Raw genomic sequence first — 22806 nt, 5'->3', positions numbered from 1 at the left:
TTTGGGTCAATCTTCGGTGTGAGTCAATTTGGGAACATCAGAGGCGCCGGCGGATCCCCGCCCCGATAGCGATGGGTTTTCCATGAAGAACCTGTGACAGTTAAAGGCAAACGCCCCTTCGGGGATTGGCAAACGATCGAAGGTACCGTCCGGGTTCATCACCCATGTTTGCGCCACATCGGCCAAATTTGCCGCCATGACCTGCGAAACGATTTGCGCCTTCACGGTGTTGTTTTTGACCTCGATGAGCGTTTCGATGCGACGGTTGAGGTTGCGGCCCATCCAGTCCGCCGAGGAGATATAAACCCGCGCCTTTTTGGAGGGCAGGCCCCCGCCGTTGCCGAAGCAGACAATGCGCGAGTGTTCGAGAAAACGTCCTACGATGGATTTCACTCGGATGTTTTCTGACAAGCCTTTGACGCCCGGGCGCAGGCCGCAAATGCCGCGGATAACGAGATTGATTTTCACACCTGACTGTGACGCGCGATACAACGCATCGATGACTTCGGGTTCAATCAGGGAGTTCATTTTTGCCCAGATTTCGGCGGGCTTGCCGGCCTCCGCATGGGCGATCTCGGCGTCGATTTTGGCAATCAGCGTGGATTTCAGATTGTGCGGCGAGATGGCGAGGTTCTCAAGCTTTTCAGGCTTCACATAACCGGAGAGATAGTTGAACACCTTAGTGGCATCACGGCCCAGATCAGCGTCGCAGGTAAAAAAGCTGAGGTCGGTGTAAATTTTTGCGGTGATCGGGTGGTAGTTGCCGGTGCCATAGTGGGTGTAGGTCACAAGCCGGTCGCCCTCGCGGCGGACAACGGTCGAAATTTTCGCGTGGGTTTTCCAATCGGTGAACCCGTAAACCACATGCGCGCCGGAGCGCTCCAGACGGCGGGATTGGCGAATGTTGGCGGCTTCGTCAAAGCGCGCCTTGAGTTCAACAAGCGCGGTGACGGATTTGCCGTCCTCTGCGGCTTCGCAGAGCGCCTCGACAATCGGGGAGCGTTTGGAGGTGCGATAAAGAGTTTGCTTGATCGCGACCACATCGGGATCACGCGCGGCCTGTTGCAGGAAGCGCACCACCATGTCGAAGGTTTCATAGGGGTGGTGTAGCAGCATGTCTTTCTGGCTGATTGCGGCGAACATGTCGCCATCGAAATCCTGCACACGTTCCGGCACACGGGGGGCGAAGGTCGGCCAAAGCAGATCGTGACGTTCGTCGATCACCAATTCGGAAAGATCCGCGAGGCCAATCATGCCGTCGATTTCGACCACTTCGTCATCGCTGACTTCGAGTTCGTCCATGATCAAGGTTCGAAGCGCTGAGGGCGCGTCTTTGGTGATCTTCATACGCACCACTTCACCGCGGCGGCGGCGTTTCAAGGCTACTTCGAATTCGCGCACGAGATCTTCTGCTTCGTCCTCGACCTCAAGGTCGCTGTCGCGCAGAACGCGGAAGGCGCAGTGACCTTTTTCCCTGTACCCTGGGAACAGGCTATCGAGATGCAGAAGGAGCAGTTCCTCCAGCGGCAGGGCGCGGTGCGTGCCGGCTTCAGACGGCAGGAACACAAAGCGCTCAATCTGATGCGGGATCGGCAGCAAGGCGTGCAAGACACGTTTGGATTTGGTGCGTTCCAGTTGCAAGGCGAGAGAATAGCCAAGATTGGGGATGAACGGGAAGGGGTGCGCAGGGTCGATAGCCAGAGGCGACAGGATGGGGAAGACACGGTTCAGGAAGACATCAGCGAGAAAACTGCGGTCTTCTTCTGAGAGGTCGTGACGGTCCAGAATAAGGATATTGGCGTCTTCAAGTTCACGGCGCAGGACGTTGTACATACGCTGCTGTTCCTGAAGCAGGTTGCGCGCGTCCTCATTGATGAGGACCAGTTGTTCTGCGGGCGTCAGGCCATCCTGTGCCGGGGTCACGTTGCCCTCGCGTGCGAGTTCACGCAGGCCCGCGACGCGGACGGTGTAAAATTCGTCAAGGTTGGTGGCTGAGATGGACAGAAAGCGCAAACGTTCAAGCAGAGGGACGCGTGCGTTTTCCGATTCCTCCAGAACCCGCCAGTTGAAGCTGAGCCAACTCATCTCCCGATTGTGAAAGCGATCAGGGCCGGTGAGGTCCAGATGCGGCATTTCGGTCGGGGCGGGGAAGTCGGATTTAAGGAAGTCAGCTTGGGTCATAATTCCACTCATCCCATTGGCAGGTAACAGGAAGATGACTTTACGGCGATTTGGGAGCGGGGTCCAGTGAACGTGGTGTCGCGGGCGCGTAGCAACACGGACTTTGAGAGATGGAGGACGGAGGTTCGCGCGCTTCTATTCGCCTTCGAGAACGCGTTTGGCCAAAGCGCGTGTGATCGGACGCTTTTCGCTGAGGCTGACGTTGTCGAGGGCTTTTACCACAAGCGCCGCGGCCGAGAATGAGCGATCCATATGCTTGACCAGATAAGCCATCGTGTCTGGGCTGGGCATCAATTGGCGATCGCCAAATTGTTTGGCCATGACCGCCATCAACAGCATGTCGTCCGGGTCGTCCATCACGGCGACGGGCGCACCTTGCATACGGCTGAGGAGGTCGGGCAGAGAGAGGCCCCATTGGGGCGGGGCGCCGATGCCGGTCAGCAGAAGTGTATTGCCTTCGGCAAGCGTGAGATTGTGCAGGTGAAACAGAGCTGTTTGAGCGGCTGGATCGTCCGGGATCAGGTGCACGTCCTCAACAGCCACGGGCGTGCGGGCAAGGTCAGGTACATCAGCCTCGGTCAGATCGGCGGCAGCGACGATACGTGCGCCCGAAACTTTGGCCCAAACATGAACAAGATGGGATTTGCCGGAGCCTGCGGGGCCGGAGATCACCAGCTTGCCGCTTGTCCAATTCGGCCAGCTGTCCACAAGGCCAAGCGCCAGCGCGTTGGCTGGGCTGACAAAGAAGTCTTCACGCCCCAGCGCTGCCCGGACAGGCAGGTCAAAGTTCAGTTGTTTGGCCATGAATCAGTCGTTTTCCGCCTCTTGTCGCTCCGACTCGTTTTCTGAATGGCCGAGGTAGAGCTTGGAGGTGGTGTATTGCGTGGCCATGAAGCGCGCAAGCACACCGATGGCGGCGGCAACGGGCACGGCAACTAGCATGCCGATAAAGCCGAACAAAGCGCCAAAAATCGAGAGCGCAAGCAAAAGCCACACAGGGTGCAGGCCGACCGATTTACCGACGAGCTTGGGGGTCAGTACATTGCCCTCGATCATCTGGCCGATGGCGAAAATCGCGGCAACAAGGCCAATCGAGAGCCAGTCGCCCCAGAACTGAAACAGCGCTAGGCCGATTGCGAGCGCTCCGCCAATGAGCGCGCCCAGGTAGGGGATGAAGGTCACAAGGCCCGCGACAAAGCCAACGACGAGGCCGAATTGCAGACCCACGAGCATGAGGGCCACCGCATAGTAGGTGCCAAGGATCAGGCAGACAGTGCCCATGCCACGCACGAAAGACGCCAGTGTGTTGTCCACTTGCTTGGCCAGTATGCGGACAGTCGGCGCATGATCGCGCGGCAGCAGGCTGTCGACTTCCGCGACCATGCGGTCCCAATCAAGAAGCAAGTAGAAGGCGACGACAGGCACAATCACCAGAAGCATGACCACATTGAGCAGGGAAGAGGCCGAGTTTAACGCGCCCTGAAAGATTTCCGGCCCTTTGTTTTGCAGAAATTCCCCCGCAGACCGGAGGGCCTCGTGAACCACGCCATCGGGCTGCATCAGGCTTGGAAATCTGGTGTTAACAAAAGTTTGAAGATCACGAACGAGTTGCGGCAGGGTGTCGACAAGCGAGATTGCCTGAGCCACGAGGGTCGGAACCACCGCCAACAACATGATCACAAAGACCAGAAGCGAGCAGATTGTGATTACGGTTGTTGCCAATGCGCGCGACAGTCCGGCCTCTTCAAGCCGGTCGGCAACCGGATCAAGAAAATAGGCAATTGCACCGCCGAGCACAAAAGGCAGCAGAACATCGCCCAAGGCATAAAGAATAGCTGCAGCCAGGATCGTGAATACACCCCAGACTTGGGTCTGTTTCTGCGGAGAAAGCGCCATAATAATCCCACTGTTGCTCGCGTTATCGGACAAGAGATGGCGGATAGGGCGTGGGGTTGCAAGGTCTGTGAAAGTGAAGCTCGCTATTTGAAGACATGCTCGGCAACCGTAGGCAGCACAGGCTGCCTACGGTTGCCGAGATTAATCTACTGAAAGAGCGCGGGCCATCGGCGCGGCTAAGATTTTGGTCGCCGGCAACGACAAGTGGTTTGTGTCGCTGTGCAAAAGCGTACCATCCCTTACCAGATCGCAGGCGTCTTCAGTGCAGAAGAGATTGTTGAGGTCAAACAACGACACCTCGTACTTGAGTGGACCGGCTTCGCGGATCGCACTCTCAAAAATTGCGCGCAAAGCGTCACCACGCACCCTTTCTATGGATCTCGGATACGTGAAATTTCGAGTGGTTTGCGTATTCCACCATTGTCGATTGGCGATATAGCGTGGCAGATCGACTTGAAGGTTGCCGGTGGAAACCACCAAAAGTACGTTACTATGCTGGCTAATAGTTTTGAGTTGGGTTGCCAGAGCCGAAATAAATGCGGCCTCTCGTCCCTCGGAGCTTGCGGGCTTCGGGCCATTTACGGGAAAACTGGGTATTGTCGTGCTACTCGGGTCAATCCCAAACATATTTGGGCCGAAGGTCTCGAACGCGTAGCTCACCCAATTGGCATAAAGAATAACCTGAGTGATTTCAGGTTTTTCACTCAGATACTCCAATACACGGGCATTGAATGCGGGGCATTGCGTCGCGCGGCTTTGTCCGTCGTTGATCAATCCAGCCACAGGTAGGCAGCTCGACAGCGTCAACTCAACCATTGCTTTGCCATGTTTTTTCAAAGCATCGCCAAGAGGCTGAGCAATTCGGCCTGCGTGACTATCACCAAGCAGTGCCACTGTTGGCTCCTGGCTCAGGTCGCCGAACGTGCATGCATCATTGAAGTCATAAGCAGCTACTTTGTTCCGCACAAGCAGGCAGCGGCGGTATGTTGGGCTATAGCTCTCGCGTACAGCCAATGTTTCGCTGACCTCAGTCGGCATCCTCTTGGGATATCCTTCGGTGATACCTCCACCGATCGCAATGATCCAAATTCCCGCGACAGCAGCCCAAAAGGTCGCCTTTTGGGGCCGATTCCAACCTGCTCCTGTCCGAAAGGGTTGCTCGATAAAGCGCCAGCTAAGGGTCGCGGTCACAATCAAAGCAGCGCAGACCAACAGCAACCCAGCTATGGTTTGAGGCCATAGGTAAGCTTTTTTCAGAATGCCAAAAATGGGTTGGTGCCAGAGATAGAGCGAATAAGAAATGAGGCCCACAAACCGCATGAGCGGATTGGCCAAAATGGCGGTTACAGGTGATGCGGCTTGCGGAGCAAAAAGCACCATGGCTGCGCCGCAGACCGCAGGTAAGGTCCAAACGCCAGGCCACGGCACATTCGGAGGAACACTCCAAAGACCGAATACGATCAGAATGAGACCGGCAATGTAAGTGGGAGTATGCCAGGGGGACGCCAAGGGTCTGTTCCGAACACTCCAAGCCACAAGAACGCCAATCAGTAGTTCCCAGGCTCGTGTGTGGAGCAAATAGAAAGCTTCGAGTCGGTATTCTTGCGCTGTTGCCAAGGCTGTTGCGAAACTGGCAAGTGTTATTAGTAGAAGGGCTGGAAGCACGGCTTTCTTGCTCACTCGCCAGAGCAAGAAGAGAAGCAATGGAATTATCGCATAGAATTGTTCTTCAATGCCGAGTGACCACGTGTGGATCAACGGGTCCAAAGTTGCGTCCGGATTGAAGTAATCGATGCGGTTGAGGAACCAGATATTTGACAAGGAAAGCAGTGCGGTAACGGCACCGCCCCCCAAATACCGGTAGTCATGTGGAATGAGAGTAACCCAACCGACAATCATTGTTACCAGAACCATGGCCACCAACGCAGGTAGAATTCTGCGGACTCGCCGGAAGTAGAAGTCTTTAAATGAAAATCGATCTTTTTCCAGATCGAGAAAAATGCGTCCCCCGATCAGGAAACCGGAGATTACAAAAAAAACGTCGACGCCAGCGTATCCGCCCGACATCTTTTTTAGACCGGCATGGTACAAAACCACTCCGAGAATGGCGACAGCTCGTAGGCCGTCAATGTCGTTTCTGTAGTTCATGCGGTCCATCCGGAATTGAACTTTAAAGGTTGGCGGTGTTTAGCATGTGGAGCCTTTAACACAATGATCTGTTGCGAGCGGCCGGAGGGCCAAAGGCGCTGTTGGCTTGCCAGCCGCCTGCCTTTGGGCTAGCGAAGGGGCAACATGACTGTGCGCTCGAGAGAGTGCCATTATCCGAGAGAGTTTGCCGATGCGCCTGAGCCGCTATTTCCTGCCTGTGTTGAAAGAAACGCCCGCCGAGGCGCAGATTGTGAGCCACCGCCTGATGTTGCGGGCGGGCATGATCAAACAGTCTGCCGCCGGCATTTATTCATGGTTGCCGTTGGGCTTTAAAGTGCTGCGCAAGATTGAGAATATTGTGCATGAGGAGCAGATCCGTGCGGGTCACATCCCGATGCAGATGCCGACCTTGCAGAGCGCCGACCTGTGGCGCGAAAGCGGCCGTTATGACGCCTATGGCGAAGAGATGCTGCGCATCACCGACCGCCACGATCGTGACATGCTTTATACGCCGACCGCGGAGGAGCTGATCACCGATATTTTCCGCAGCAATGTGAGCTCTTACAAAGATTTGCCGCTGACAATGTATCAGATCCAGTGGAAGTTCCGCGACGAGATCCGTCCCCGCTTTGGTGTGATGCGTGGGCGCGAGTTCTATATGAAAGACGGCTATAACTTCGATCTGAGCAAAGAGGATGCGCTGCACGCCTATAACCGCCATCTGGTGAGCTATCTGCGCACCTATGAACGCATGGGTCTGCAGGCGATCCCGATGCGGGCGGACAGTGGCCCGATTGGCGGGGACGACACGCATGAATTCCTCGTGCTGGCCGAGACCGGCGAGAGCGAAGTGTTCTATGACAGCGCAGTGACGGACTTGACCTTTGGGGATCGCGAGATTGACTATGACAGTGTTGATCAGTGTCAGGCGATCATGGAAGAGTTCACCACCAAATATGCACGCACCGATGAGACGCATGACGAGGCGGTGTTTAACGAGGTGCCGGAAGAGCGTCGTCGTACGGCGCGCGGCATTGAAGTGGGGCAGATCTTCTACTTCGGCACCAAGTATTCCGACGCAATGGGTGCGACCGTGCAGGACGCCGATGGCAAGAAAGTGCCTGTGCATATGGGCAGCCACGGGATTGGCGTGAGCCGTCTGCTGGGCGCTATTATTGAGGCGAGCCATGATGAGAATGGCATCATCTGGCCTGAGGGCGTGACGCCGTTCCACGCCGGTATCGTGAACCTCAAGCAGGGCGATGCCGAGGCAGATGCCGCGTGTGAAGCGCTTGAGAAGGCGTTGATTGCTGCGGGGCTTGAGCCCCTATATGATGACCGCAAAGAGCGGGCCGGCGGTAAGTTCGCGACAATGGACCTGATCGGTTTGCCGTGGCGTATCACAGTGGGTCCGCGTGGGCTGAAGAATGGCGTTGTCGAGCTGACCTCGCGTCGGACTGGCGAAAGTGAGGAGATGGCGCCGGAAGCTGCCGTCGCCAAGCTGATCGAGATTTATGCCGATCATCGCGTGAGCGGGCTGTAAAAAACGGTGTGCCCTGTGGGCATGCTGGGAAAATCGGAAAACCTCGCGCTATGCGCGGGGTTTTTTGGTTTTTGGCTCTTTTGAAATTCAGGCTTGCTTGATGCACTCGGCATGTCCCAATGTTTGTCAGGGATTTGATTGTGCTGGAGGTAGCAAATGCGGTTTTTGACAGGGATATTTGGGTTGATTTGTGCGACGGGGGCGATGGCGCAGACGTCGCAATCCGTGATTTTGGCGCCTGCTGCGCCTGCGGGGGCGGCTTGTTACTATGCGGGGTTGGCCTATTCTCCGGCGGCGGTGATCACCGTGGATGTTCCGTTCCGACGTGAAAGTCCAACAGCTACCCAGAAGCAGCTATTAAAATGCGTGGTTCTGGAAGACGGTGAATCATGGGGGTGGGAGCCTCACTCGATGGAGTGAGGCCCGCTGAATGCCTGTGAAAACCCCGGCCTGTGCCGGGGTTTTTTGTTTTAGATTGTTTGGGGCTGGCGCAGGGGCAGGGATTGAAGAATGGCGAAGGTCAATTCGATGATCAAAAAGCCCCAGAGAATAGGGCTGGCTCCGTTCAGGAGAGCGTTGAGCATCCAAATCGAAAAGGCCCAGCGGCCCGCCGCATCGTAGCGGGCGAGCCGAACATCGTTCAGACGCAGGCGGACCACGGACCAGATCAAAACCACCGTACCAAAGAAATTGCCAAAGAGGATGGCGTAGGCGTTGAGGTCAGGCAGGGGCGACAGGCCAAGGGTCGCGTGCGCTCCGTTGAGCATGGACCAGAAAAGCGCCAGCGTGAGCGGCGTGGCGTAGGGCCATGTGACCAGAAGGTCATAGTAGGCCGACACACGGAACAGGTGATGGAAAGTGGTGGGGGACATGGTGCGCATCCTTTGCGTTGTTATGGATGCGGGAATGTGTAAACCTTGGAGTTAGGTCTAGGGTCAAGGAGATTTGTCGTGCGGATCGGAGAATTGGCCGAAAAGACCGGAGTGAGCCGCGACGCTCTTCGGTTTTACGAACGCGAAGGGTTGATTGCGGCGGATCGGCATCAGAACGGGTATCGCGATTATCCGGAGGGGATGGTGACGCTTGTGGGGCTGATCCGGCAGGCGCAGGGGCTTGGGTTTTCACTGGCGGAAATCGGTGGGCTGTTGCGCGGGCTGGGGGGAGGCATGTCGCAAGGCGAGATAGAAGCCGTGTTGCGTGAGAAACTGGAGGAGATTGACGCGCGAATGGCAGCGCTGGGCGAGTTGCGGTCTGTTGTGGCGACGCGGTTGGCGGAGGCCTGTCCTTTGGGTTTGGGTGACGCGGCCGGCCTTCGGTGATAGGTTGGCACAAACAAAAACTGAGGCAGGCATGTTGCGGATATTGACCATGGCTGGCGGGCTGGCCGGAGCGGCGGCGCTGTCGCAATACCCGGAATATTCACAGCAATACGTGCAGCGCATGGCGGGGCAGCTTGATGCGTTATCGTTGGTGGTGGAGGATTTTGACGCCTCGGCGTTGAATGCCGGCCTGACGCAGGGGGAAGCGTTGGCGCAAATGCAGGGTTCGGATTTTCTGGAGGCACGGCAGTCGGACATGCAACGCGCGTTCGCGCGACACGCACGGTTAAGCGCCGATTTTGCCGCGCTTCAGGCCGCGGATGAAATGCAGAGGATGTTGATGCCGCACCGGATGGCAGATCTGGAAACGGCGCAGGGCACGTGGGCTGATTTCAAGCCGGCTGTGCCCCTGACGGTGTCGGGCGCTGTGTCGGCCGGTGCGGGGTATCTCGGCGGATACGGGCTTGTCGCGGCAATTCTGGCGCTTATGGCTTGGCCCTTTCGACGGCAGCGGCGCGTGTGAGGCGATTGGCCTTTGGGCAATGCCCGTGTATAGCTGAGAAAACACAAAGCCGGAGCAGTCATGGCAGGCACAACAGCGCCGTTTTCACGGTTTGAATGGATGATCGCATGGCGGTATTTGCGCGCGCGCAAAGCCGAAGGCGGGGTCAGCACGATGACCTGGATCAGCTTGATCGGCATCACGCTTGCGGTGTTCGCATTGATTGCAACACTGGCTGTACGTGCCGGATTTCGGGCCGAGTTTGTCGATACCATTTTGGGCGCGAATGCGCATGTGACGGTTTACCAGACCGGCGAAGTCAACGAAGTGACCGGTCGCATCGATCGCAGCATCCACGATTTTGAAACGATGGCAGAAAACTTACGTGGGGTGGAGGGCGTCACGCGGGCGGCACCTTTGGTCAAGGGGCAGGTCATGGCCAACATGCGCGACCGCAACGCAGGCGTTGAGGTTTTTGGCATTCGGGCCGAGAACCTTGCAGAGTTGCCGCGCATTGCCGATCCGGCCACAGGGCAGGGCGATATCGCACGGTTTGATGAAGGCATCGCAGTCGGCTCGGGCGTGGCGCGTGAGCTGGGCGTGATGGTTGGCGACAAGATCAAGATCATCTCTCCGAATGGCGTGAAAACAGCTTTTGGCACGTCGCCGCGTATCAACGCCTATGAAGTGGTCTATATCTTCAGCGCCGGACGCTATGACATTGATCGCACACGGGTCTATCTGCCGTTTGATGAGGCGCAGCGCTTTTTTAACCGCGAAGGGGTGGCGGACGAGATCGAGGTGATGATCACCGCGCCTGAAGACGTGGAGAAAATGCTTGTGCCGTTGATGAAGGCCGGCGGGGATCGGGCGCTGGTGTGGACGTGGAAAGATGCCTCGGGCGGTTTTTTGCGCGCGCTGGAAGTTGAGGACAATGTGATGTTCATCATCCTGTCCATTCTTGTTCTCATTGCGGCGATGAACATCGTTTCGGGGTTAATCATGCTGGTCAAAAACAAGGGGCGGGACATCGGGATTTTGCGCACTGTCGGGCTTACGGAAGGCTCGGTTTTGCGGGTGTTCTTTATCTGCGGTGCCTTTACGGGGACGCTGGGCACTCTTTTGGGGGTCGTATTCGGCTGCCTCTTTGCCATCTACATCGATCCGATTTTTTCTTTTGTGAATGTGATGATGGGCGGGGGCGTTTGGGATCCATCGATCCGCGGAATCTATAATTTGCCGGCAAAGCTTGAGGCCGGAGATGTGATCAGCGCGATGGCATTGTCCTTGGGACTGTCATTTGTGGTGACGATTTTTCCAGCGCGGCGGGCAGCGCGGATGAATCCGGTGGAGGCATTGCGCTATGAATGAGGTGGTGATGCGTCTGAATGGCGTGGAGAAGTTTTATAACAAGGGCCTGGCCAACGAAGTGCATGTGCTGCGCGGGGTGGACCTAAGCCTGTCCAAAGGTGAGATGGTGGCCCTTGTGGCACCTTCAGGCGCAGGCAAATCAACCCTGTTGCATATTGCCGGACTTCTGGACGCGCCAGACGCGGGAGAGGTTGCGATTGGCGGCGATGTGTTGAGTGGGCGGTCGGATCGGCGGCGCACGAATGCGCGGCGCAATGACGTAGGGTTTGTATATCAGTTTCACCATCTGCTGCCGGAATTTACCGCGCTGGAAAACATTGCGTTGCCTCAGATGGCCAATGGGGTCGGCAAAGCGGCTGCGGAGGCGCGGGGATTGGAATTGCTGGCACGGGTAGGTGTGGATCATCGGGCTGATCATCGTCCTGCGGCCTTGTCGGGCGGTGAGCAGCAACGGGTGGCATTTTGTCGGGCTCTGGCAAATGCCCCGCGGGTGATGTTGGCGGATGAGCCGACGGGGAACCTTGACCCTGCGACGTCTGATCAGGTGTTTGATGCCTTGATGGAACTGGTGCGCGGCACCGGTCTGTCGGCGTTGGTGGCGACCCATAACATGGAATTGGCGGCGCGGATGGACCGCGTGGTGCGTCTTGAAGACGGAGTTTTGGTGCAGGGCTGAACAGAGACCCTGCGGTCCGCGAGGATTGCGTTGGGTGGGACGACGTGAAAACCTTGAGGCATGACCCGAGACAAATCAGTTCAGGAAGATCAGACGCAGGCGGCAGCGCGGCGGGCCAAAGGTGAGTTTGTGCGCGGGCTGAGCGGGTTCCGCCATGCGATCGGTGATCCTGATTTTCCGCCCGAACCCGGGCGGTATCATTTGTTTGTGGCGTTGAATTGTCCGTGGTGCCATCGGGTGACGCTGACGCGAGCGGTTCTCGGTTTGCAGCACAGCATTTCGATGGACGTGGCCTTTCCCAACCGCACCGGTGAGGAAGATCCGGCTGGGCCCAATCTGTGGGAGTTCAATCCGCAGCGGCGTGCGTCCTTGACCGGAGCGCCGTTGCCGGAGTGTACAGAAGACACCGGCACGGGGTTTTCCCTGCGGCTTGCCAAAGATATTTATCGCCGCGAAGGCTCTGACGAACAATCCGTGCCGATCCTGTATGACAAGATTGCGGGCCGGATCGTGAACAACGAAAGTGCCGAGATATTGCGCATGCTGAATCGCCATGCGACGGCCTTGGGGAGCGCTTCTGCGGCCGAGGTGAATTTGGTGCCACGAGAGGTGGAATCCGAGATCGAGTCGCTGAATGAGCGGATCTACGTGGCGATCAACAACGGCGCGTATAAGGCGGGTTTTTCCGCTGATCAGGCGGTCTATGCCAGAGCATTCGAAGCCTATTTCGAAACATTTGATGTCTTGGAGACGTTGCTTTCGGACGGGCGGCCGTTCTTGACCGGAGTGCAGTTCACGGAGGCTGATTTGCGTCTGTTCCCGACCCTTTATCGGCATGATCCGGTTTACGCCGTGCGGATGAAGCTCAATGGCGCGCGGGTTTTGGATTATCCGTTTTTATGGCGTTGGCTGTGCCGCGTCTATGCGCTCGACGGCGTGTCGTCAGCCGGATCGCTCCTCCATTGCCGGCAGGGATACTTCGGACGGTCGTGGAACGGTGTTGTGCCTTTAGGGCCACTTCATCCGATGCCTTATCCCGAGGCGTATTTGCACCCAAATCTGGCGGCTCAGGGAACGTAAAATGTCGCCGTAGCCGTGGCCACCGGCTTGTCCGAAGGCAGAGCCGTCAAGGTAGCACGCGCAAAAATCAGCGCCTTGCCTGCCCGCACGATTTCCGCATCACAACGGATCAGATCACCGGTTCCCGGACGCAGGAATTGCGTATCCAAATTTGTTGTTGCGACGGGGTGAAACCCGTCCATGTGACCGAAGCACGCAAAAACCATCGCAGTGTCCGCCAAGGCAGCGAGAGCCTGTCCTGAGACAATCCCGCCCATACGCGCAATGTCGTCAGTGATCGGCATGGTCAGTGACGCGCCGGTGGCTGAGATTTCCGAGATTGTCAGGTCTAGCGCGCGCACCCAAGGTGCAAACCCCTTGGGCAGAAAGGCTTGGGCGTCGGTGGGTGTCAGGGGCATGGCGTGTCTCCGGTAGTTTCGCCTCAAGAGTGCCGACACCCCTCTGCGATGTCACGCGATATGATCCGGATCAAGGCACCGGTGTCATTTGGGTGGCATGTTTGCTTTGGAGATACAGGGAGGACGACGCGCATGTGGCGGACAGCGGGCTGGCTTTGTTTGCCGGCGCTTGTAGTGGCTTGCGGAGCAGGGTTTCCGACGGGCAAGACGGTTTTCGACGAGAATTGCGCGGTCTGCCACGGGACAGGCGGGCTGGGGGATGGACCGTTTGCGGATAAGTTTTTGAGCGTACCGCCGGACCTGACCGTGCTGACGCGCAACAATGGTGGAGAGTTTCCCACGCTTTATGTGACGAACATTATCGAAGGTCACGGGCGGGGGGATCATTTCAGCGGCGCTATGCCGGAGTTTGCTGTGACGCTGGAGGGCAAGGCGTTCCGGATCGAGCCGCTGGTCGACTATATCGAGAGCTTACAGAAGTGAGGAGGACGGCATGAGGAGGTTTGCAGGAGCGCTGGTGGCCATGACGCTGGCCGGAGGTTGTTTTGCGGAGGACATCGAAGAGGGGGCCGCGATTTATCTGGATCATTGCGCGACCTGTCATGGAATCGATGTGGATGGAAACGGGCCGATGGCGGGGGCAATGCTGGTCAAACCAGGGGATTTGCGGAAATTGACAATTGGCAACGGCGGAGAATTCCCGCTGGTGAGGGTGATCAAGCGCATTGACGGGCGCGATCCTTTGGTAAGCCATGGCAGTCCGATGCCAGTTTACGGCGATTTTTTCGAAGGGATGGATGTGACGATGAAAACAGCGTCCGGGCAGCCGATCATGACATCAAAGCCGGTGTCAGATCTGGTCGCATTTTTGAAGCGGGTGCAGCAATGAAACGTTGGATCACAGTGACTGCGTTGTGCACAGTGGCGGCGGCCTGTGCCGAGCCGGAAATGCCGGAGGCGCCGGAAGGCGAAGCCCTGTTTGTTGAAAACTGCGCGCAATGTCATGGAGCGAGTGGGCGCGGTGACGGGGTGCTTGCCAAGGGGATGCGACCGAAACCAACGGATTTGACGGTGATTTCCAGAAATGCAGGAGGGGCTTTTCCTGTTGCGGCGGTTCTAAGCCAGATCGATGGGTACCAGAGAGGGCCGGTCGAGGGGGCAGAAATGCCGGAATTCGGGGCGCTCTTGGAAGGCGATTTGGTGCCGGTAGAAACCGGTGACGGGGTGTTTACGCCGACGCCGCGGCCTTTGGCGGCGCTGTTGGCTTATCTGGCGAGCATCCAGCGCTAGACGCTCATGGCAAGGACGCGGCTGATTTCGGTCAGTGATCGGCCGGATTGATCCATCCAGGTGTTGAAGGCCGCTTGGACTTTTTTCATCGCGCCCTTGGAGGTCGGCTGTTTGTCGATCACACCCTCAGCGATCAAGCGGGCGACCACGTCGCGGGACAGGATGAAGCTGTCTTTGCCAAGGAACCGTAGGGAATACTGACCGGTGGCGCCGCCAATGCGGGAGCCGCCTTTTTTCATGAACTCCAGTTGGTTCACGTAATCGGTGCTGGCCCAGCCGCCGAGCACGACGCCCGCGCCGCCACTCTCGCGCAGGCTTTGCAGGAAGTGGGCGTTGTCCATCACCGTGCGGATTTTCGGGCCATTTCGCACGATGTCCTTGTTGGACATTAGGCTGTCCATGTCCTCGTCATGCATGAAAGCGCAGCGGTCGACATCAAAACCGTGAAAGGCGGCTTCGAACCCGTCCCATTTGTTTTCGATGACCTTCCAGTTGAAGCCGGCCTGAAAGACGCCCTTGGTGAATTGCGCGAGCCAGCGGTCCTCGGGGATTTGCGCGAGTTGTTCTGCCGTTTTGGGTTTGTCGAGCATGGCTTCGAGCGCGTTAGGGCCGCCTTTGCGCTCGGCGGAGATGGCGAAGAGGTCGTCGAAGGTGCGCATGAAGATCTCCTTAAAGTCATGCGCAGATTGGCATGCGGAGTTTGTAAGCTAAAGGTCAATTCTTGTGACAGGGTGGAACAGGAGGGCTTCGGTTGCCGCGTCAAATATCGATGTGGCGCACAAATGCCACATCCAAGCCCGATCAGGTTGGATACCCGCACGTGCTCTCGCATGGTTTACCCGGCCTTAACGTAAAAACTCTTAGGTGGCCTTGCAGCCCCCAGTACCCACCACTAAGACTCTGGGGGAGAGGTTTCGTGCGCGGAACCGGATAGCTGCAACCAAAGCGACAACAGGCAGGCGATTATGAACGATCCGTTTGAGACCTATATGAACACCCTCGTGCCCATGGTGGTGGAACAGACCAGCCGTGGCGAACGCGCTTACGACATTTTCTCGCGCCTCCTGAAAGAGCGCATCATTTTCCTCAACGGTCCGGTACATGACGGCATGTCATCCCTGATCGTGGCGCAGCTTTTGCACCTTGAGGCGGAAAACCCGTCCAAAGAAATCAGCATGTACATCAACAGCCCTGGTGGCGTTGTGACCTCCGGTCTGTCGATCTATGACACCATGCAGTACATCAAGCCGAAGGTGAGCACGCTGGTAATTGGTCAGGCGGCCTCGATGGGCTCGCTGCTGTTGACTGCCGGCGAAGCTGGCATGCGTTTCTCTTTGCCGAACTCCCGCGTGATGGTGCACCAGCCGTCCGGTGGGTATCAGGGTCAGGCGACGGATATCATGATCCACGCTGAAGAGACGCTGAAGCTGAAGAAGCGCCTCAACGAGATCTACGTCAAGCACACCGGCCGCACCTATGAAGAGGTGGAACAGGGCCTTGAGCGCGACAACTTTATGAGCCCCGAAGAGGCTAAAGACTGGGGTCTGATTGATGAAATCGTCGAGAACCGCGCCAAGGGTGACGACGAAGAAAGCTAAGATTTTGAAAGTGCCCGTTGCGTCGTAAACCTTGACGGGCACTTTCGCATTGTACCCGTTTCGTGGCTGACTTAAGCTTATGGAAACGCGGGTTGTCCCATTGGTGGGACAGGTAGCAGGCCTGAAAGGGAAGACATGTCGAATACGTCCGGCTCCGACAGCAAGAATACGCTTTATTGCAGCTTTTGCGGCAAGAGCCAGCACGAGGTGCGCAAGCTGATTGCGGGGCCGACGGTGTTCATTTGTGATGAATGTGTCGAGCTTTGCATGGATATCATCCGCGAAGAGACCAAAGCGAGCGGACTGAAGTCTTCTGAAGGGGTTCCGGCTCCGCGCGAGATTTGCGATGTGCTTGACGATTATGTGATCGGTCAAGCTATGGCCAAGCGGGTTCTGTCGGTTGCGGTACACAACCACTATAAACGTCTGAACCACGCAGCCAAATCCGGCGATATTGAACTGGCAAAATCCAACATTCTGCTGATCGGCCCAACGGGCTGCGGCAAGACGCTGCTGGCGCAGACGCTGGCGCGAATCTTGGATGTGCCGTTCACCATGGCGGATGCAACTACGCTGACCGAAGCCGGATATGTGGGCGAGGATGTTGAGAACATCATTCTCAAGCTTTTGCAGGCGTCGGAATACAACGTGGAACGCGCGCAGCGCGGCATCGTTTATATCGACGAGGTCGACAAGATCACCCGCAAGTCCGAGAACCCGTCAATCACCCGTGACGTGTCGGGCGAAGGCGTGCAGCAGGCGCTGTTGAAGCTGATGGAAGGCACCGTTGCCTCCGTGCCACCACAAGGTGGGCGCAAGCATCCGCAGCAGGAATTCCTGCAGGTGGACACCACCAATATCCTGTTCATTTGCGGCGGGGCCTTTGCAGGTCTGGACCGTATCATCGCGCAGCGTGGCAAGGGCTCGGCGATGGGCTTTGGCGCGGATGTACGTGATAACGACGAGCGGGGCGTTGGCGAGATTTTCCAGGACCTGGAGCCGGAAGATCTGTTGAAATTCGGTTTGATCCCTGAATTTGTCGGCCGACTGCCGGTTCTGGCAACGCTGGAAGATTTGGATGAGGACGCGCTGGTCACCATCCTGACTGCGCCGAAGAACGCTCTGGTAAAACAGTATCGGCGTCTGTTCGAACTTGAGGACGCGCAGCTGACCTTTACCGACGACGCGCTGAGCGCGATTGCCAAGCGGGCGATTGAGCGTAAGACCGGTGCGCGTGGTCTGCGGTCTATTTTGGAAGACATCCTGCTGGACACGATGTTTGAGCTTCCGGGCATGGACAGCGTGACCGAGGTTGTGGTGAACGAAGAGGCCGTGACCAGCTCGGCGGCGCCGTTGATGATCCATGGTGATGCGGACAAGGAGCCAGCTGAGGCGGGGTGATTTCGGTCGCGATTGAGATTTGAAAGGGCGTCCCTGTGGGGCGCCTTTTTCGTTTCAGGGGCTTTGCCCCTCGCCGCTGCGCGGCTCACCCCAAGGTATTTTGGGCAAAAGGAAGGTTGGGGCGTTGACCTTTTTGGCGTTGCGCGGAAGGGTGCGCGAGGACAACTTGAGAAGGGAGCCCCGATGTCTGTGCGTCACATTTCCACCGGATCGCCGTTTGAAGAAAAGATCGGATATAGCCGCGCTGTGGTGGCGGATGGTTGGGTTTTTGTCTCCGGAACAACGGGTTACGACTATGAGACTATGGAGTTGCCGGAAGATGTTGTCGATCAGTGCCGCAATACTCTGGCCACCATTGGCAAAGCGCTTTCGGATGCGGGGAGCAGCCTCGATGACGTGGTGCGGGTGAACTACATTCTGCCGGATGGAAGCGATTTTGAGAAATGTTGGCCGGTGACGAGTGAGGTGTTTGCCACGGCGAAACCAGCGGCAACGATGATCATTGCGGACCTGATGGAAGCTGCGATGAAGATCGAGATTGAGGTCACGGCACGGGTGTCCAAGTAAGTGGTCAGCCACATCGCCACAGACACGCGCGCGAACCTGCTGGGCAGCCTTTGGATGGTGGCCTCAATGGCGTTGTTTGCCGTTGAGGATGCCTTGATCAAGGCCGCCGCGCAGGGTGTGCCGATGAGCCAGATTTTGGTGATCTTTGGCGGCGGTGGGGCGTTGCTCTTTGCGGCGTTGGCCAAGGCGCAGGGGCTGGCGCTTTTTCCCACAGAAGCGCGGGCGCCTGCGGTGCGTCTGCGGGTGCTGTTTGAAGTTTTCGGGCGGCTCTTTTACTTTCTGGCGCTGGCTCTGACGCCTTTGTCGTCAGCTACGGTGATCTTGCAGGCGACGCCTTTGGTGGTGGTCGGTACGGCGGCAGTGGTTTTTGGCGAATCTGTGGGCTGGCGGCGCTGGTTGGCGATTGGAATTGGGCTCGCCGGGGTTGTTGTGATCATCCGGCCTGGCGGAGAGAGTTTCTCGGCATTGTCGCTGTTGGCGGTGGCGGGCATGTTGGGCTTTGCCGGTCGGGACCTGGCAAGCCGGGCCGCACCGGCGGGGCTGAGCACAATCTTGTTGGGGCTTTATGGCTTTCTTACCGTGATCGCTGCGGGTGGGATGTATGCAGTGTACGAACAGCGGGCCTTTGTTTGGCCGGAAGGTCCAAGCGGGCTGGCGCTAATCTCGGCCATTGGTGTTGGTGTTTTTGCCTATACGGCCCTCATGAAAGCCATGCGCATCGGCGAGGTCTCGGCGGTGACACCGTTTCGTTATTCACGGCTATTGTTTGGTGTGGCTTTGGGTGTTTTCGCTTTTGGTGAGACAATAGATGGCGCCACATGGGTCGGATGCGGTCTGATTGTGCTTTCGGGGCTGTTTATTTTGATGCGCGGCAGGGCGGCGCAGCGGGCCTAGCCCCCCTAGACCTTTGACGCCAAATGGTTCATTAGGAGAGAGGACTTTGCGGAGGCACCTATGGGCATTCTGAACTCGATTAACAGCGTTCTGACTTGGTGGAACGGGGGAACCCTTAACACCATGCTGTACACCCGTCGTAAAGGCGTGAAAGTGGGCGAGGATGCGAGCGGTAACGTCTATTATCGCAATGCGGACGACAGCAAACGCTGGGTGATGTTCAACGGCGAAGTGGAAGCGAGCCGAATCGACGCGAATTGGCATGGTTGGCTGCATCACACGTTCAAGGATGTCCCGTCCGAAAAGACATTGCCGCACAAAGACTGGGAAAAACCGCATCAAGAGAACCTGACCGGTTCCGTCGCAGCCTATGCACCCGCAGGGTCGATCCGTGCCGCAGGCGCGCCGGAAGAGCGGCGCGACTATGAGGCATGGAGCCCCGAGTAAGCCCATGTCAGCGGTTCGCACAGAAGCTTTCGTTGGCGCAGCGGTGTTGGCGGCAGCGGCCAGTTTTTTGATTTACGCCAGCCAGTTCACCGATGGCGGCCGCAGCGATGCGGGCTATGGGCTGACGGCATCGTTTCGCTCGATAGAGGGTGTGAGCGTGGGCACGGATGTGCGGTTGGCGGGGGTCAAAATTGGCACCGTGACGGACATTCAATTGGATCCCCTGACATTTCGGGCCGAGACCGCGTTTTCGGTTAACGGCGGCATTGAGCTGCCGGACGACAGCGCGGTGGTGATCAGTTCTGAAGGTCTGCTAGGCGGCAATTTTGTGGAAATCCTGCCAGGCGGTTCGCCGTTCAACTTTGAGCCTGGCGCGGAAATCGAAGACACGCAGAGTTCGGTGAGCCTCGTGTCGCTGTTGTTGAAATTCGTAAGCGGCGGGGACGAGTGATGCGTCGGTTTGCCTTGACTCTTGCTGTGCTTCCTATGATCGCAAACGCGCAGGACATTGTGATCGAAACATTGCCGATCGCCCCACTGGAATTTGAAACCCTGTCGCCCACGCCCGAAGTGTTGGGCGATGTGTCCAGCGAGTCAGTGGTTGCAGCGACAGTGGCCGAAGGCGCGATGTTGCGGGGTTTGGACAAGCTGACCGGCGAACGTGTGGATTTCGAATTGGCCAACGGCTATTCGACGTTTATGGGCCCGCTGCGGGTGGATATGGCGCAGTGCCGCCACCCCGAGGACAATGCGACCGGTGAGGCCTATGCCTATCTGACGATCATGGCTGAAAGGGGCGAAGGTGAAATGCTGTTTCAGGGTTGGATGATTGCATCGTCGCCCGCGCTGATGGCGCTGGATCACGCACGCTATGACGTTTGGCTGTTGCGTTGCAAGGTGGCTCCGCAGGTTCAGGACGAGAGCACGTCTGAGGGCGAAGGCAACGACTGAGCCGTGATATCGGTGTTCTGCCGGATCGCCCAGGTTAGCAGTTTGTGATAGTCCGCACGCGGAATTTCGATCGCGCCGAGTGAGGCGAGGTGGTCCGTGATAAATTGCGTATCAAACAAGGTGAAGCCGGATCGACGCAAATGGGTGATCAAAAACGCCAGCGCGATTTTGGAGCCATTGGTCGCGCGAGAAAACATGCTTTCGCCAAAAAAGGCACCGCCAAGCACCACGCCGTAGACGCCTCCGATGAGAGCTTCATTGCGCCAAACCTCAAGAGAATGCGCTTTGCCTTCGGCGTGTAGGGCCATGTAAAGACGGTGAATTTCCCCGTTTATCCATGTTTCTTCTCGCGCGGCGCAGGCGCCTAGGACGCCTTCGAAGTCTGCATTTAGTGAGACTGAATAGTCGGCACGGCGGATGGTTTTGGCAAGGCTGCGGGAAATGTGAAACGCGTCGAGCGGGAAGATACCGCGGCGGATCGGATCGACCCAGAAGATGTCGGGATCATCGCGGTGCTCGGACATGGGGAAAACCCCCATGGAATAGGCGCGCATCAGCAATTCGGGTGTGAGATCACCCATGATGCGCGCCCATTGTTGGTTAGCCCTCGGCCATATTGGCGTCGAGCCATTTCTCCAACCAGTGGATGTTGTAATCACCGGAGTGGATGTCGTCTTCGGCTAGAAGGGCATGGAAGAGCGGAGTTGTGGTGTCGATACCGTCGATGATCAACTCACCCAAGGCCCGGTCTAGGCGGGCCAGAGCCTCGGCACGGTCACGACCATGTACGATCAACTTGCCGATCAAGCTGTCGTAGTAGGGCGGAATGTTGTAGCCGTCATAAAGAGCGCTATCCATGCGCACTCCCAACCCGCCAGGTGCGTGATAGGCTGTGACCTTGCCCGGACGTGGAGCAAAGTTGGGCAGCTTCTCTGCGTTGATCCGGACCTCAATGGCGTGGCCGTTGATTTCCAGATCATCCTGACCAAAAGACATAGGCAGGCCCTCGGCCACGCGGATTTGCTCCCGAACGAGGTCAACGCCAAAGATGGCTTCGGTCACAGGGTGTTCCACCTGAAGACGGGTGTTCATTTCGATGAAATAGAACTCGCCATTTTCATAGAGGAACTCGATGGTGCCGGCGCCGATGTAGTTGATCTTGGCCACAGCATCTGCACAGACCTTACCGATTTTGGCGCGCTCTTCGGGGCTGATTGAGGGGCCAGGGGCCTCTTCAAAGACCTTTTGGTGGCGGCGCTGCAAGGAGCAGTCGCGTTCGCCAAGATGCACGGCCTTGCCTTTGCCGTCGCCGAACACCTGAATTTCGATGTGGCGGGGCGTGGTGAGGTACTTTTCGATGTAGACTTCATCGTTGCCAAAAGCGGCTTTGCCCTCGGCCCGTGCGGTCATGAAGGCGCTTTCCATGTCGGCAGCCGTTTGGGCCACTTTCATGCCGCGTCCGCCTCCGCCGGCGGTGGCTTTGATGATGACCGGATAGCCCATCTCTTCGCCAAGTTTTTTGGCGGCTTCAAGATCGGGCACACCCCCAACGGATCCAGGCACGCAGGGCACGCCCAGATTGATCATCGTGTCTTTGGCGGTGATCTTGTCGCCCATGACACGGATGTGTTCGGCCGTGGGGCCGATGAAAGTCAGGTCGTGGTCTTCGACCATCTGCACAAATTCGGCATTTTCGCTGAGAAAGCCATAGCCCGGATGAATCGCTTGCGCGCCGGTGACTTCGCAGGCGGCAATGATCGCGGCTTTGTTCAGATAGCTGTCAGTGCCGGGGGCAGGGCCGATACAGATCGCCTCATCCGCCATGCGCACATGCATCGCGTCTGCGTCCGCGGTGGAGTGAACCGCCACCGTAGCAATGCCCATTTCGCGGGCCGCGCGGATCACGCGCAGGGCGATCTCTCCGCGGTTTGCGATCAGGATTTTATCAAACATATCTGCGCCTTATTCGATGATAACCAGAGGCGCACCGTATTCCACGGTGTCGCCATCGCCCACCAGAATACGCGTCACTGTGCCCGATTTCGGCGCAGGGATGTGGTTCATGGTTTTCATGGCTTCAACGATCAGCAGCGTGTCGCCTTCGGAGACCGACTGACCGGCGGAAACAAAGCTTGGTGCGCCGGGTTCTGCCTGCAAATAAACGGTGCCGACCATCGGAGAGGTCACGGCGCCTGGATGGCTGGCTGGGTCTGCCTCTGCTGCGGGTGCAGCGGCTTCTGCCGGTGCTGCAGTGGGTGCGGCCACAGGCGCGGCGGCAACCGGAGCTGCGGCAATAGCGGCTGGCGCAGCGACGAGTTGTGTTTGGCGGCTGACGCGCACATTCAGGCTGTCGTCTTCGCCGTATTCACGCATGACTTCGAGTTCGGTTAGATCGTTTTCGCGAAGCAGCTCTGCCAGAGCCTGGATAAAAGCGACGTCGGAATCGTGGTTTTTCTTGCTCATTGTCCGTTTTCTATCCTCTGCGCGCGGAGCGCGGTTGAGTCTTTCTGGTTTCCCCTAAAGTGGGCTTATATGTGAAAAGCT

General features: G+C 57.5%; 27 protein-coding genes. 17 read left to right on the top strand and 10 right to left on the bottom strand.

The window, feature by feature from the left end; all coding sequences use genetic code 11:
* Positions 1 to 6: 6 nt before the first annotated feature.
* The 4 genes from BM069_RS15845 to BM069_RS15830 all read right to left on the bottom strand — a co-directional run bounded on the left by BM069_RS15845 (position 7) and on the right by BM069_RS15830 (position 6225).
* Entirely contained in the window at positions 7 to 2181 is a 2175-nt protein-coding gene (locus BM069_RS15845; protein WP_093325174.1) for an RNA degradosome polyphosphate kinase, read from the bottom strand.
* 135 nt (positions 2182 to 2316) lie between these two features.
* Positions 2317 to 2985 carry an HdaA/DnaA family protein gene (locus tag BM069_RS15840; protein ID WP_093325172.1) on the bottom strand — a complete coding sequence of 223 codons (669 nt, stop codon included), beginning with the start codon at positions 2983 to 2985 and terminating at the stop codon, positions 2317 to 2319.
* A gap of 3 nt (positions 2986 to 2988) precedes the next feature.
* Entirely contained in the window at positions 2989 to 4077 is a 1089-nt protein-coding gene (locus BM069_RS15835; protein WP_093325171.1) for an AI-2E family transporter, read from the bottom strand.
* A gap of 141 nt (positions 4078 to 4218) precedes the next feature.
* On the bottom strand, positions 4219 to 6225 hold the full coding sequence (locus BM069_RS15830) for an acyltransferase family protein (protein WP_170846764.1): 2007 nt from the start codon (positions 6223 to 6225) through the stop codon (positions 4219 to 4221).
* A 190-nt stretch (positions 6226 to 6415) separates the two neighbouring features.
* Between BM069_RS15830 and proS the strand changes: the two genes are divergently transcribed.
* Together proS and BM069_RS15820 are read left to right on the top strand one after the other, a co-directional pair.
* The gene (gene proS, locus BM069_RS15825; protein WP_093325168.1) at positions 6416 to 7768 is read left to right on the top strand and encodes a proline--tRNA ligase; all 1353 of its coding nucleotides are present in this window, start codon (positions 6416 to 6418) and stop codon (positions 7766 to 7768) included.
* 156 nt (positions 7769 to 7924) lie between these two features.
* Complete coding sequence (locus BM069_RS15820) at positions 7925 to 8188, top strand: hypothetical protein (protein WP_093325167.1); 264 nt, start codon at positions 7925 to 7927, stop codon at positions 8186 to 8188.
* A 50-nt stretch (positions 8189 to 8238) separates the two neighbouring features.
* On the opposite strand, the gene BM069_RS15815 is transcribed toward BM069_RS15820, so the two are convergent.
* Positions 8239 to 8640, bottom strand: a complete 402-nt coding sequence (locus BM069_RS15815) for a hypothetical protein (protein WP_139216223.1) — start codon at positions 8638 to 8640, stop codon at positions 8239 to 8241.
* Positions 8641 to 8718: 78 nt separating this feature from the next.
* Between BM069_RS15815 and BM069_RS15810 the strand changes: the two genes are divergently transcribed.
* The 5 genes from BM069_RS15810 to BM069_RS15790 are packed head-to-tail and all read left to right on the top strand — an operon-like array spanning position 8719 to position 12716.
* Positions 8719 to 9087, top strand: coding sequence for a MerR family transcriptional regulator (locus BM069_RS15810; RefSeq protein WP_093325164.1), 369 nt, complete (start codon positions 8719 to 8721; stop codon positions 9085 to 9087).
* Between the two features lie 31 nt (positions 9088 to 9118).
* Positions 9119 to 9610 (top strand): DUF2937 family protein, encoded by a 492-nt coding sequence (locus tag BM069_RS15805; RefSeq protein WP_093325162.1) that lies wholly within the window; start codon positions 9119 to 9121, stop codon positions 9608 to 9610.
* 60 nt (positions 9611 to 9670) lie between these two features.
* On the top strand, positions 9671 to 10960 hold the full coding sequence (locus tag BM069_RS15800) for a lipoprotein-releasing ABC transporter permease subunit (protein ID WP_093325161.1): 1290 nt from the start codon (positions 9671 to 9673) through the stop codon (positions 10958 to 10960).
* Positions 10953 to 11636: an ABC transporter ATP-binding protein gene (locus BM069_RS15795; protein WP_093325159.1), complete on the top strand. Its 684-nt coding sequence runs from the start codon at positions 10953 to 10955 to the stop codon at positions 11634 to 11636. The genes BM069_RS15800 and BM069_RS15795 overlap by 8 nt, the downstream gene beginning before the upstream one ends.
* 60 nt (positions 11637 to 11696) lie before the next feature.
* Positions 11697 to 12716, top strand: coding sequence for a glutathione S-transferase C-terminal domain-containing protein (locus BM069_RS15790; protein WP_093325158.1), 1020 nt, complete (start codon positions 11697 to 11699; stop codon positions 12714 to 12716).
* On the opposite strand, the gene BM069_RS15785 is transcribed toward BM069_RS15790, so the two are convergent.
* A complete protein-coding gene (locus BM069_RS15785; protein WP_093325156.1) occupies positions 12704 to 13114 on the bottom strand; it encodes a PaaI family thioesterase in 411 nt (136 codons plus the stop codon). The genes BM069_RS15790 and BM069_RS15785 overlap by 13 nt on opposite strands.
* 132 nt (positions 13115 to 13246) lie before the next feature.
* Here BM069_RS15785 and BM069_RS15780 point away from each other — a divergent pair, with 132 nt between their 5' ends.
* From BM069_RS15780 to BM069_RS15770, 3 genes are read left to right on the top strand one after another with little or no spacing between them, the layout of a single operon-like run.
* Positions 13247 to 13597, top strand: a complete 351-nt coding sequence (locus BM069_RS15780) for a c-type cytochrome (RefSeq protein WP_093325154.1) — start codon at positions 13247 to 13249, stop codon at positions 13595 to 13597.
* 10 nt (positions 13598 to 13607) lie between these two features.
* Positions 13608 to 14003 carry a c-type cytochrome gene (locus BM069_RS15775; protein WP_093325153.1) on the top strand — a complete coding sequence of 132 codons (396 nt, stop codon included), beginning with the start codon at positions 13608 to 13610 and terminating at the stop codon, positions 14001 to 14003.
* The gene (locus BM069_RS15770; protein WP_093325151.1) at positions 14000 to 14404 is read left to right on the top strand and encodes a c-type cytochrome; all 405 of its coding nucleotides are present in this window, start codon (positions 14000 to 14002) and stop codon (positions 14402 to 14404) included. The genes BM069_RS15775 and BM069_RS15770 overlap by 4 nt, the downstream gene beginning before the upstream one ends.
* Here the strand turns inward: BM069_RS15770 and BM069_RS15765 are convergent.
* Positions 14401 to 15063 carry a DNA-3-methyladenine glycosylase I gene (locus BM069_RS15765; protein ID WP_093325150.1) on the bottom strand — a complete coding sequence of 221 codons (663 nt, stop codon included), beginning with the start codon at positions 15061 to 15063 and terminating at the stop codon, positions 14401 to 14403. The two genes, BM069_RS15770 and BM069_RS15765, sit on opposite strands and share 4 nt — an antisense overlap.
* Positions 15064 to 15369: 306 nt before the next feature.
* On the opposite strand from BM069_RS15765, the gene BM069_RS15760 reads away from it, so the two are divergent.
* The 7 genes from BM069_RS15760 (at position 15370) to BM069_RS15730 (ending at position 20262) form a co-directional block, all read left to right on the top strand.
* Positions 15370 to 16002: an ATP-dependent Clp protease proteolytic subunit gene (locus tag BM069_RS15760; RefSeq protein WP_093325148.1), complete on the top strand. Its 633-nt coding sequence runs from the start codon at positions 15370 to 15372 to the stop codon at positions 16000 to 16002.
* A gap of 135 nt (positions 16003 to 16137) precedes the next feature.
* On the top strand, positions 16138 to 17403 hold the full coding sequence (gene clpX / locus BM069_RS15755) for an ATP-dependent Clp protease ATP-binding subunit ClpX (protein ID WP_093325147.1): 1266 nt from the start codon (positions 16138 to 16140) through the stop codon (positions 17401 to 17403).
* A gap of 183 nt (positions 17404 to 17586) precedes the next feature.
* Positions 17587 to 17970: a RidA family protein gene (locus tag BM069_RS15750; protein ID WP_093325145.1), complete on the top strand. Its 384-nt coding sequence runs from the start codon at positions 17587 to 17589 to the stop codon at positions 17968 to 17970.
* Between the two features lie 54 nt (positions 17971 to 18024).
* Positions 18025 to 18864, top strand: coding sequence for a DMT family transporter (locus BM069_RS15745; protein WP_093325274.1), 840 nt, complete (start codon positions 18025 to 18027; stop codon positions 18862 to 18864).
* 60 nt (positions 18865 to 18924) lie between these two features.
* Positions 18925 to 19311 carry an NADH:ubiquinone oxidoreductase subunit NDUFA12 gene (locus BM069_RS15740; protein ID WP_093325144.1) on the top strand — a complete coding sequence of 129 codons (387 nt, stop codon included), beginning with the start codon at positions 18925 to 18927 and terminating at the stop codon, positions 19309 to 19311.
* 4 nt (positions 19312 to 19315) lie between these two features.
* Positions 19316 to 19762 (top strand): outer membrane lipid asymmetry maintenance protein MlaD, encoded by a 447-nt coding sequence (gene mlaD / locus BM069_RS15735; protein WP_093325142.1) that lies wholly within the window; start codon positions 19316 to 19318, stop codon positions 19760 to 19762.
* Positions 19762 to 20262, top strand: a complete 501-nt coding sequence (locus tag BM069_RS15730; RefSeq protein WP_093325140.1) for a DUF2155 domain-containing protein — start codon at positions 19762 to 19764, stop codon at positions 20260 to 20262. Before mlaD ends, BM069_RS15730 begins: the two co-directional genes overlap by 1 nt.
* On the opposite strand, the gene aat is transcribed toward BM069_RS15730, so the two are convergent.
* From aat to accB, 3 genes are read right to left on the bottom strand one after another with little or no spacing between them, the layout of a single operon-like run.
* On the bottom strand, positions 20223 to 20843 hold the full coding sequence (aat, locus tag BM069_RS15725; protein ID WP_093325138.1) for a leucyl/phenylalanyl-tRNA--protein transferase: 621 nt from the start codon (positions 20841 to 20843) through the stop codon (positions 20223 to 20225). The two genes, BM069_RS15730 and aat, sit on opposite strands and share 40 nt — an antisense overlap.
* 19 nt (positions 20844 to 20862) lie before the next feature.
* Complete coding sequence (accC, locus tag BM069_RS15720) at positions 20863 to 22215, bottom strand: acetyl-CoA carboxylase biotin carboxylase subunit (protein ID WP_093325136.1); 1353 nt, start codon at positions 22213 to 22215, stop codon at positions 20863 to 20865.
* Positions 22216 to 22224: 9 nt separating this feature from the next.
* Positions 22225 to 22725: an acetyl-CoA carboxylase biotin carboxyl carrier protein gene (gene accB / locus BM069_RS15715; RefSeq protein WP_093325134.1), complete on the bottom strand. Its 501-nt coding sequence runs from the start codon at positions 22723 to 22725 to the stop codon at positions 22225 to 22227.
* Positions 22726 to 22806: the final 81 nt, after the last annotated feature.

The organism is Shimia haliotis (assembly GCF_900114415.1).
GTDB classification, from domain to species: domain Bacteria; phylum Pseudomonadota; class Alphaproteobacteria; order Rhodobacterales; family Rhodobacteraceae; genus Shimia; species Shimia haliotis.
Note: the sequence above shows the minus strand (reverse complement) of the source record. Positions and strands in the feature narration are given on the sequence as shown.

Excerpts from the sequence above, each read along its gene's own strand:
- BM069_RS15795 (WP_093325159.1), top strand. The coding sequence starts at position 10,953 with ATGAATGAGGTGGTGATGCGTCTGAATGGCGTGGAGAAGTTTTATAAC.
- BM069_RS15820 (WP_093325167.1), top strand. The coding sequence starts at position 7,925 with ATGCGGTTTTTGACAGGGATATTTGGGTTGATTTGTGCGACGGGGGCG.
- BM069_RS15775 (WP_093325153.1), top strand. The coding sequence starts at position 13,608 with ATGAGGAGGTTTGCAGGAGCGCTGGTGGCCATGACGCTGGCCGGAGGT.
- BM069_RS15740 (WP_093325144.1), top strand. The coding sequence starts at position 18,925 with ATGGGCATTCTGAACTCGATTAACAGCGTTCTGACTTGGTGGAACGGG.
- BM069_RS15765 (WP_093325150.1), bottom strand. The coding sequence starts at position 15,063 with ATGCGCACCTTCGACGACCTCTTCGCCATCTCCGCCGAGCGCAAAGGC.
- BM069_RS15815 (WP_139216223.1), bottom strand. The coding sequence starts at position 8,640 with ATGTCCCCCACCACTTTCCATCACCTGTTCCGTGTGTCGGCCTACTAT.
- BM069_RS15730 (WP_093325140.1), top strand. The coding sequence starts at position 19,762 with ATGCGTCGGTTTGCCTTGACTCTTGCTGTGCTTCCTATGATCGCAAAC.
- BM069_RS15750 (WP_093325145.1), top strand. The coding sequence starts at position 17,587 with ATGTCTGTGCGTCACATTTCCACCGGATCGCCGTTTGAAGAAAAGATC.
- BM069_RS15745 (WP_093325274.1), top strand. The coding sequence starts at position 18,025 with ATGGTGGCCTCAATGGCGTTGTTTGCCGTTGAGGATGCCTTGATCAAG.
- mlaD (WP_093325142.1), top strand. The coding sequence starts at position 19,316 with ATGTCAGCGGTTCGCACAGAAGCTTTCGTTGGCGCAGCGGTGTTGGCG.
- BM069_RS15770 (WP_093325151.1), top strand. The coding sequence starts at position 14,000 with ATGAAACGTTGGATCACAGTGACTGCGTTGTGCACAGTGGCGGCGGCC.
- BM069_RS15780 (WP_093325154.1), top strand. The coding sequence starts at position 13,247 with ATGTGGCGGACAGCGGGCTGGCTTTGTTTGCCGGCGCTTGTAGTGGCT.
- BM069_RS15785 (WP_093325156.1), bottom strand. The coding sequence starts at position 13,114 with ATGCCCCTGACACCCACCGACGCCCAAGCCTTTCTGCCCAAGGGGTTT.
- BM069_RS15805 (WP_093325162.1), top strand. The coding sequence starts at position 9,119 with ATGTTGCGGATATTGACCATGGCTGGCGGGCTGGCCGGAGCGGCGGCG.
- accB (WP_093325134.1), bottom strand. The coding sequence starts at position 22,725 with ATGAGCAAGAAAAACCACGATTCCGACGTCGCTTTTATCCAGGCTCTG.
- BM069_RS15835 (WP_093325171.1), bottom strand. The coding sequence starts at position 4,077 with ATGGCGCTTTCTCCGCAGAAACAGACCCAAGTCTGGGGTGTATTCACG.
- BM069_RS15790 (WP_093325158.1), top strand. The coding sequence starts at position 11,697 with ATGACCCGAGACAAATCAGTTCAGGAAGATCAGACGCAGGCGGCAGCG.
- BM069_RS15840 (WP_093325172.1), bottom strand. The coding sequence starts at position 2,985 with ATGGCCAAACAACTGAACTTTGACCTGCCTGTCCGGGCAGCGCTGGGG.
- BM069_RS15800 (WP_093325161.1), top strand. The coding sequence starts at position 9,671 with ATGGCAGGCACAACAGCGCCGTTTTCACGGTTTGAATGGATGATCGCA.
- proS (WP_093325168.1), top strand. The coding sequence starts at position 6,416 with ATGCGCCTGAGCCGCTATTTCCTGCCTGTGTTGAAAGAAACGCCCGCC.
- aat (WP_093325138.1), bottom strand. The coding sequence starts at position 20,843 with ATGGGTGATCTCACACCCGAATTGCTGATGCGCGCCTATTCCATGGGG.
- BM069_RS15830 (WP_170846764.1), bottom strand. The coding sequence starts at position 6,225 with ATGAACTACAGAAACGACATTGACGGCCTACGAGCTGTCGCCATTCTC.
- accC (WP_093325136.1), bottom strand. The coding sequence starts at position 22,215 with ATGTTTGATAAAATCCTGATCGCAAACCGCGGAGAGATCGCCCTGCGC.
- clpX (WP_093325147.1), top strand. The coding sequence starts at position 16,138 with ATGTCGAATACGTCCGGCTCCGACAGCAAGAATACGCTTTATTGCAGC.
- BM069_RS15845 (WP_093325174.1), bottom strand. The coding sequence starts at position 2,181 with ATGACCCAAGCTGACTTCCTTAAATCCGACTTCCCCGCCCCGACCGAA.
- BM069_RS15760 (WP_093325148.1), top strand. The coding sequence starts at position 15,370 with ATGAACGATCCGTTTGAGACCTATATGAACACCCTCGTGCCCATGGTG.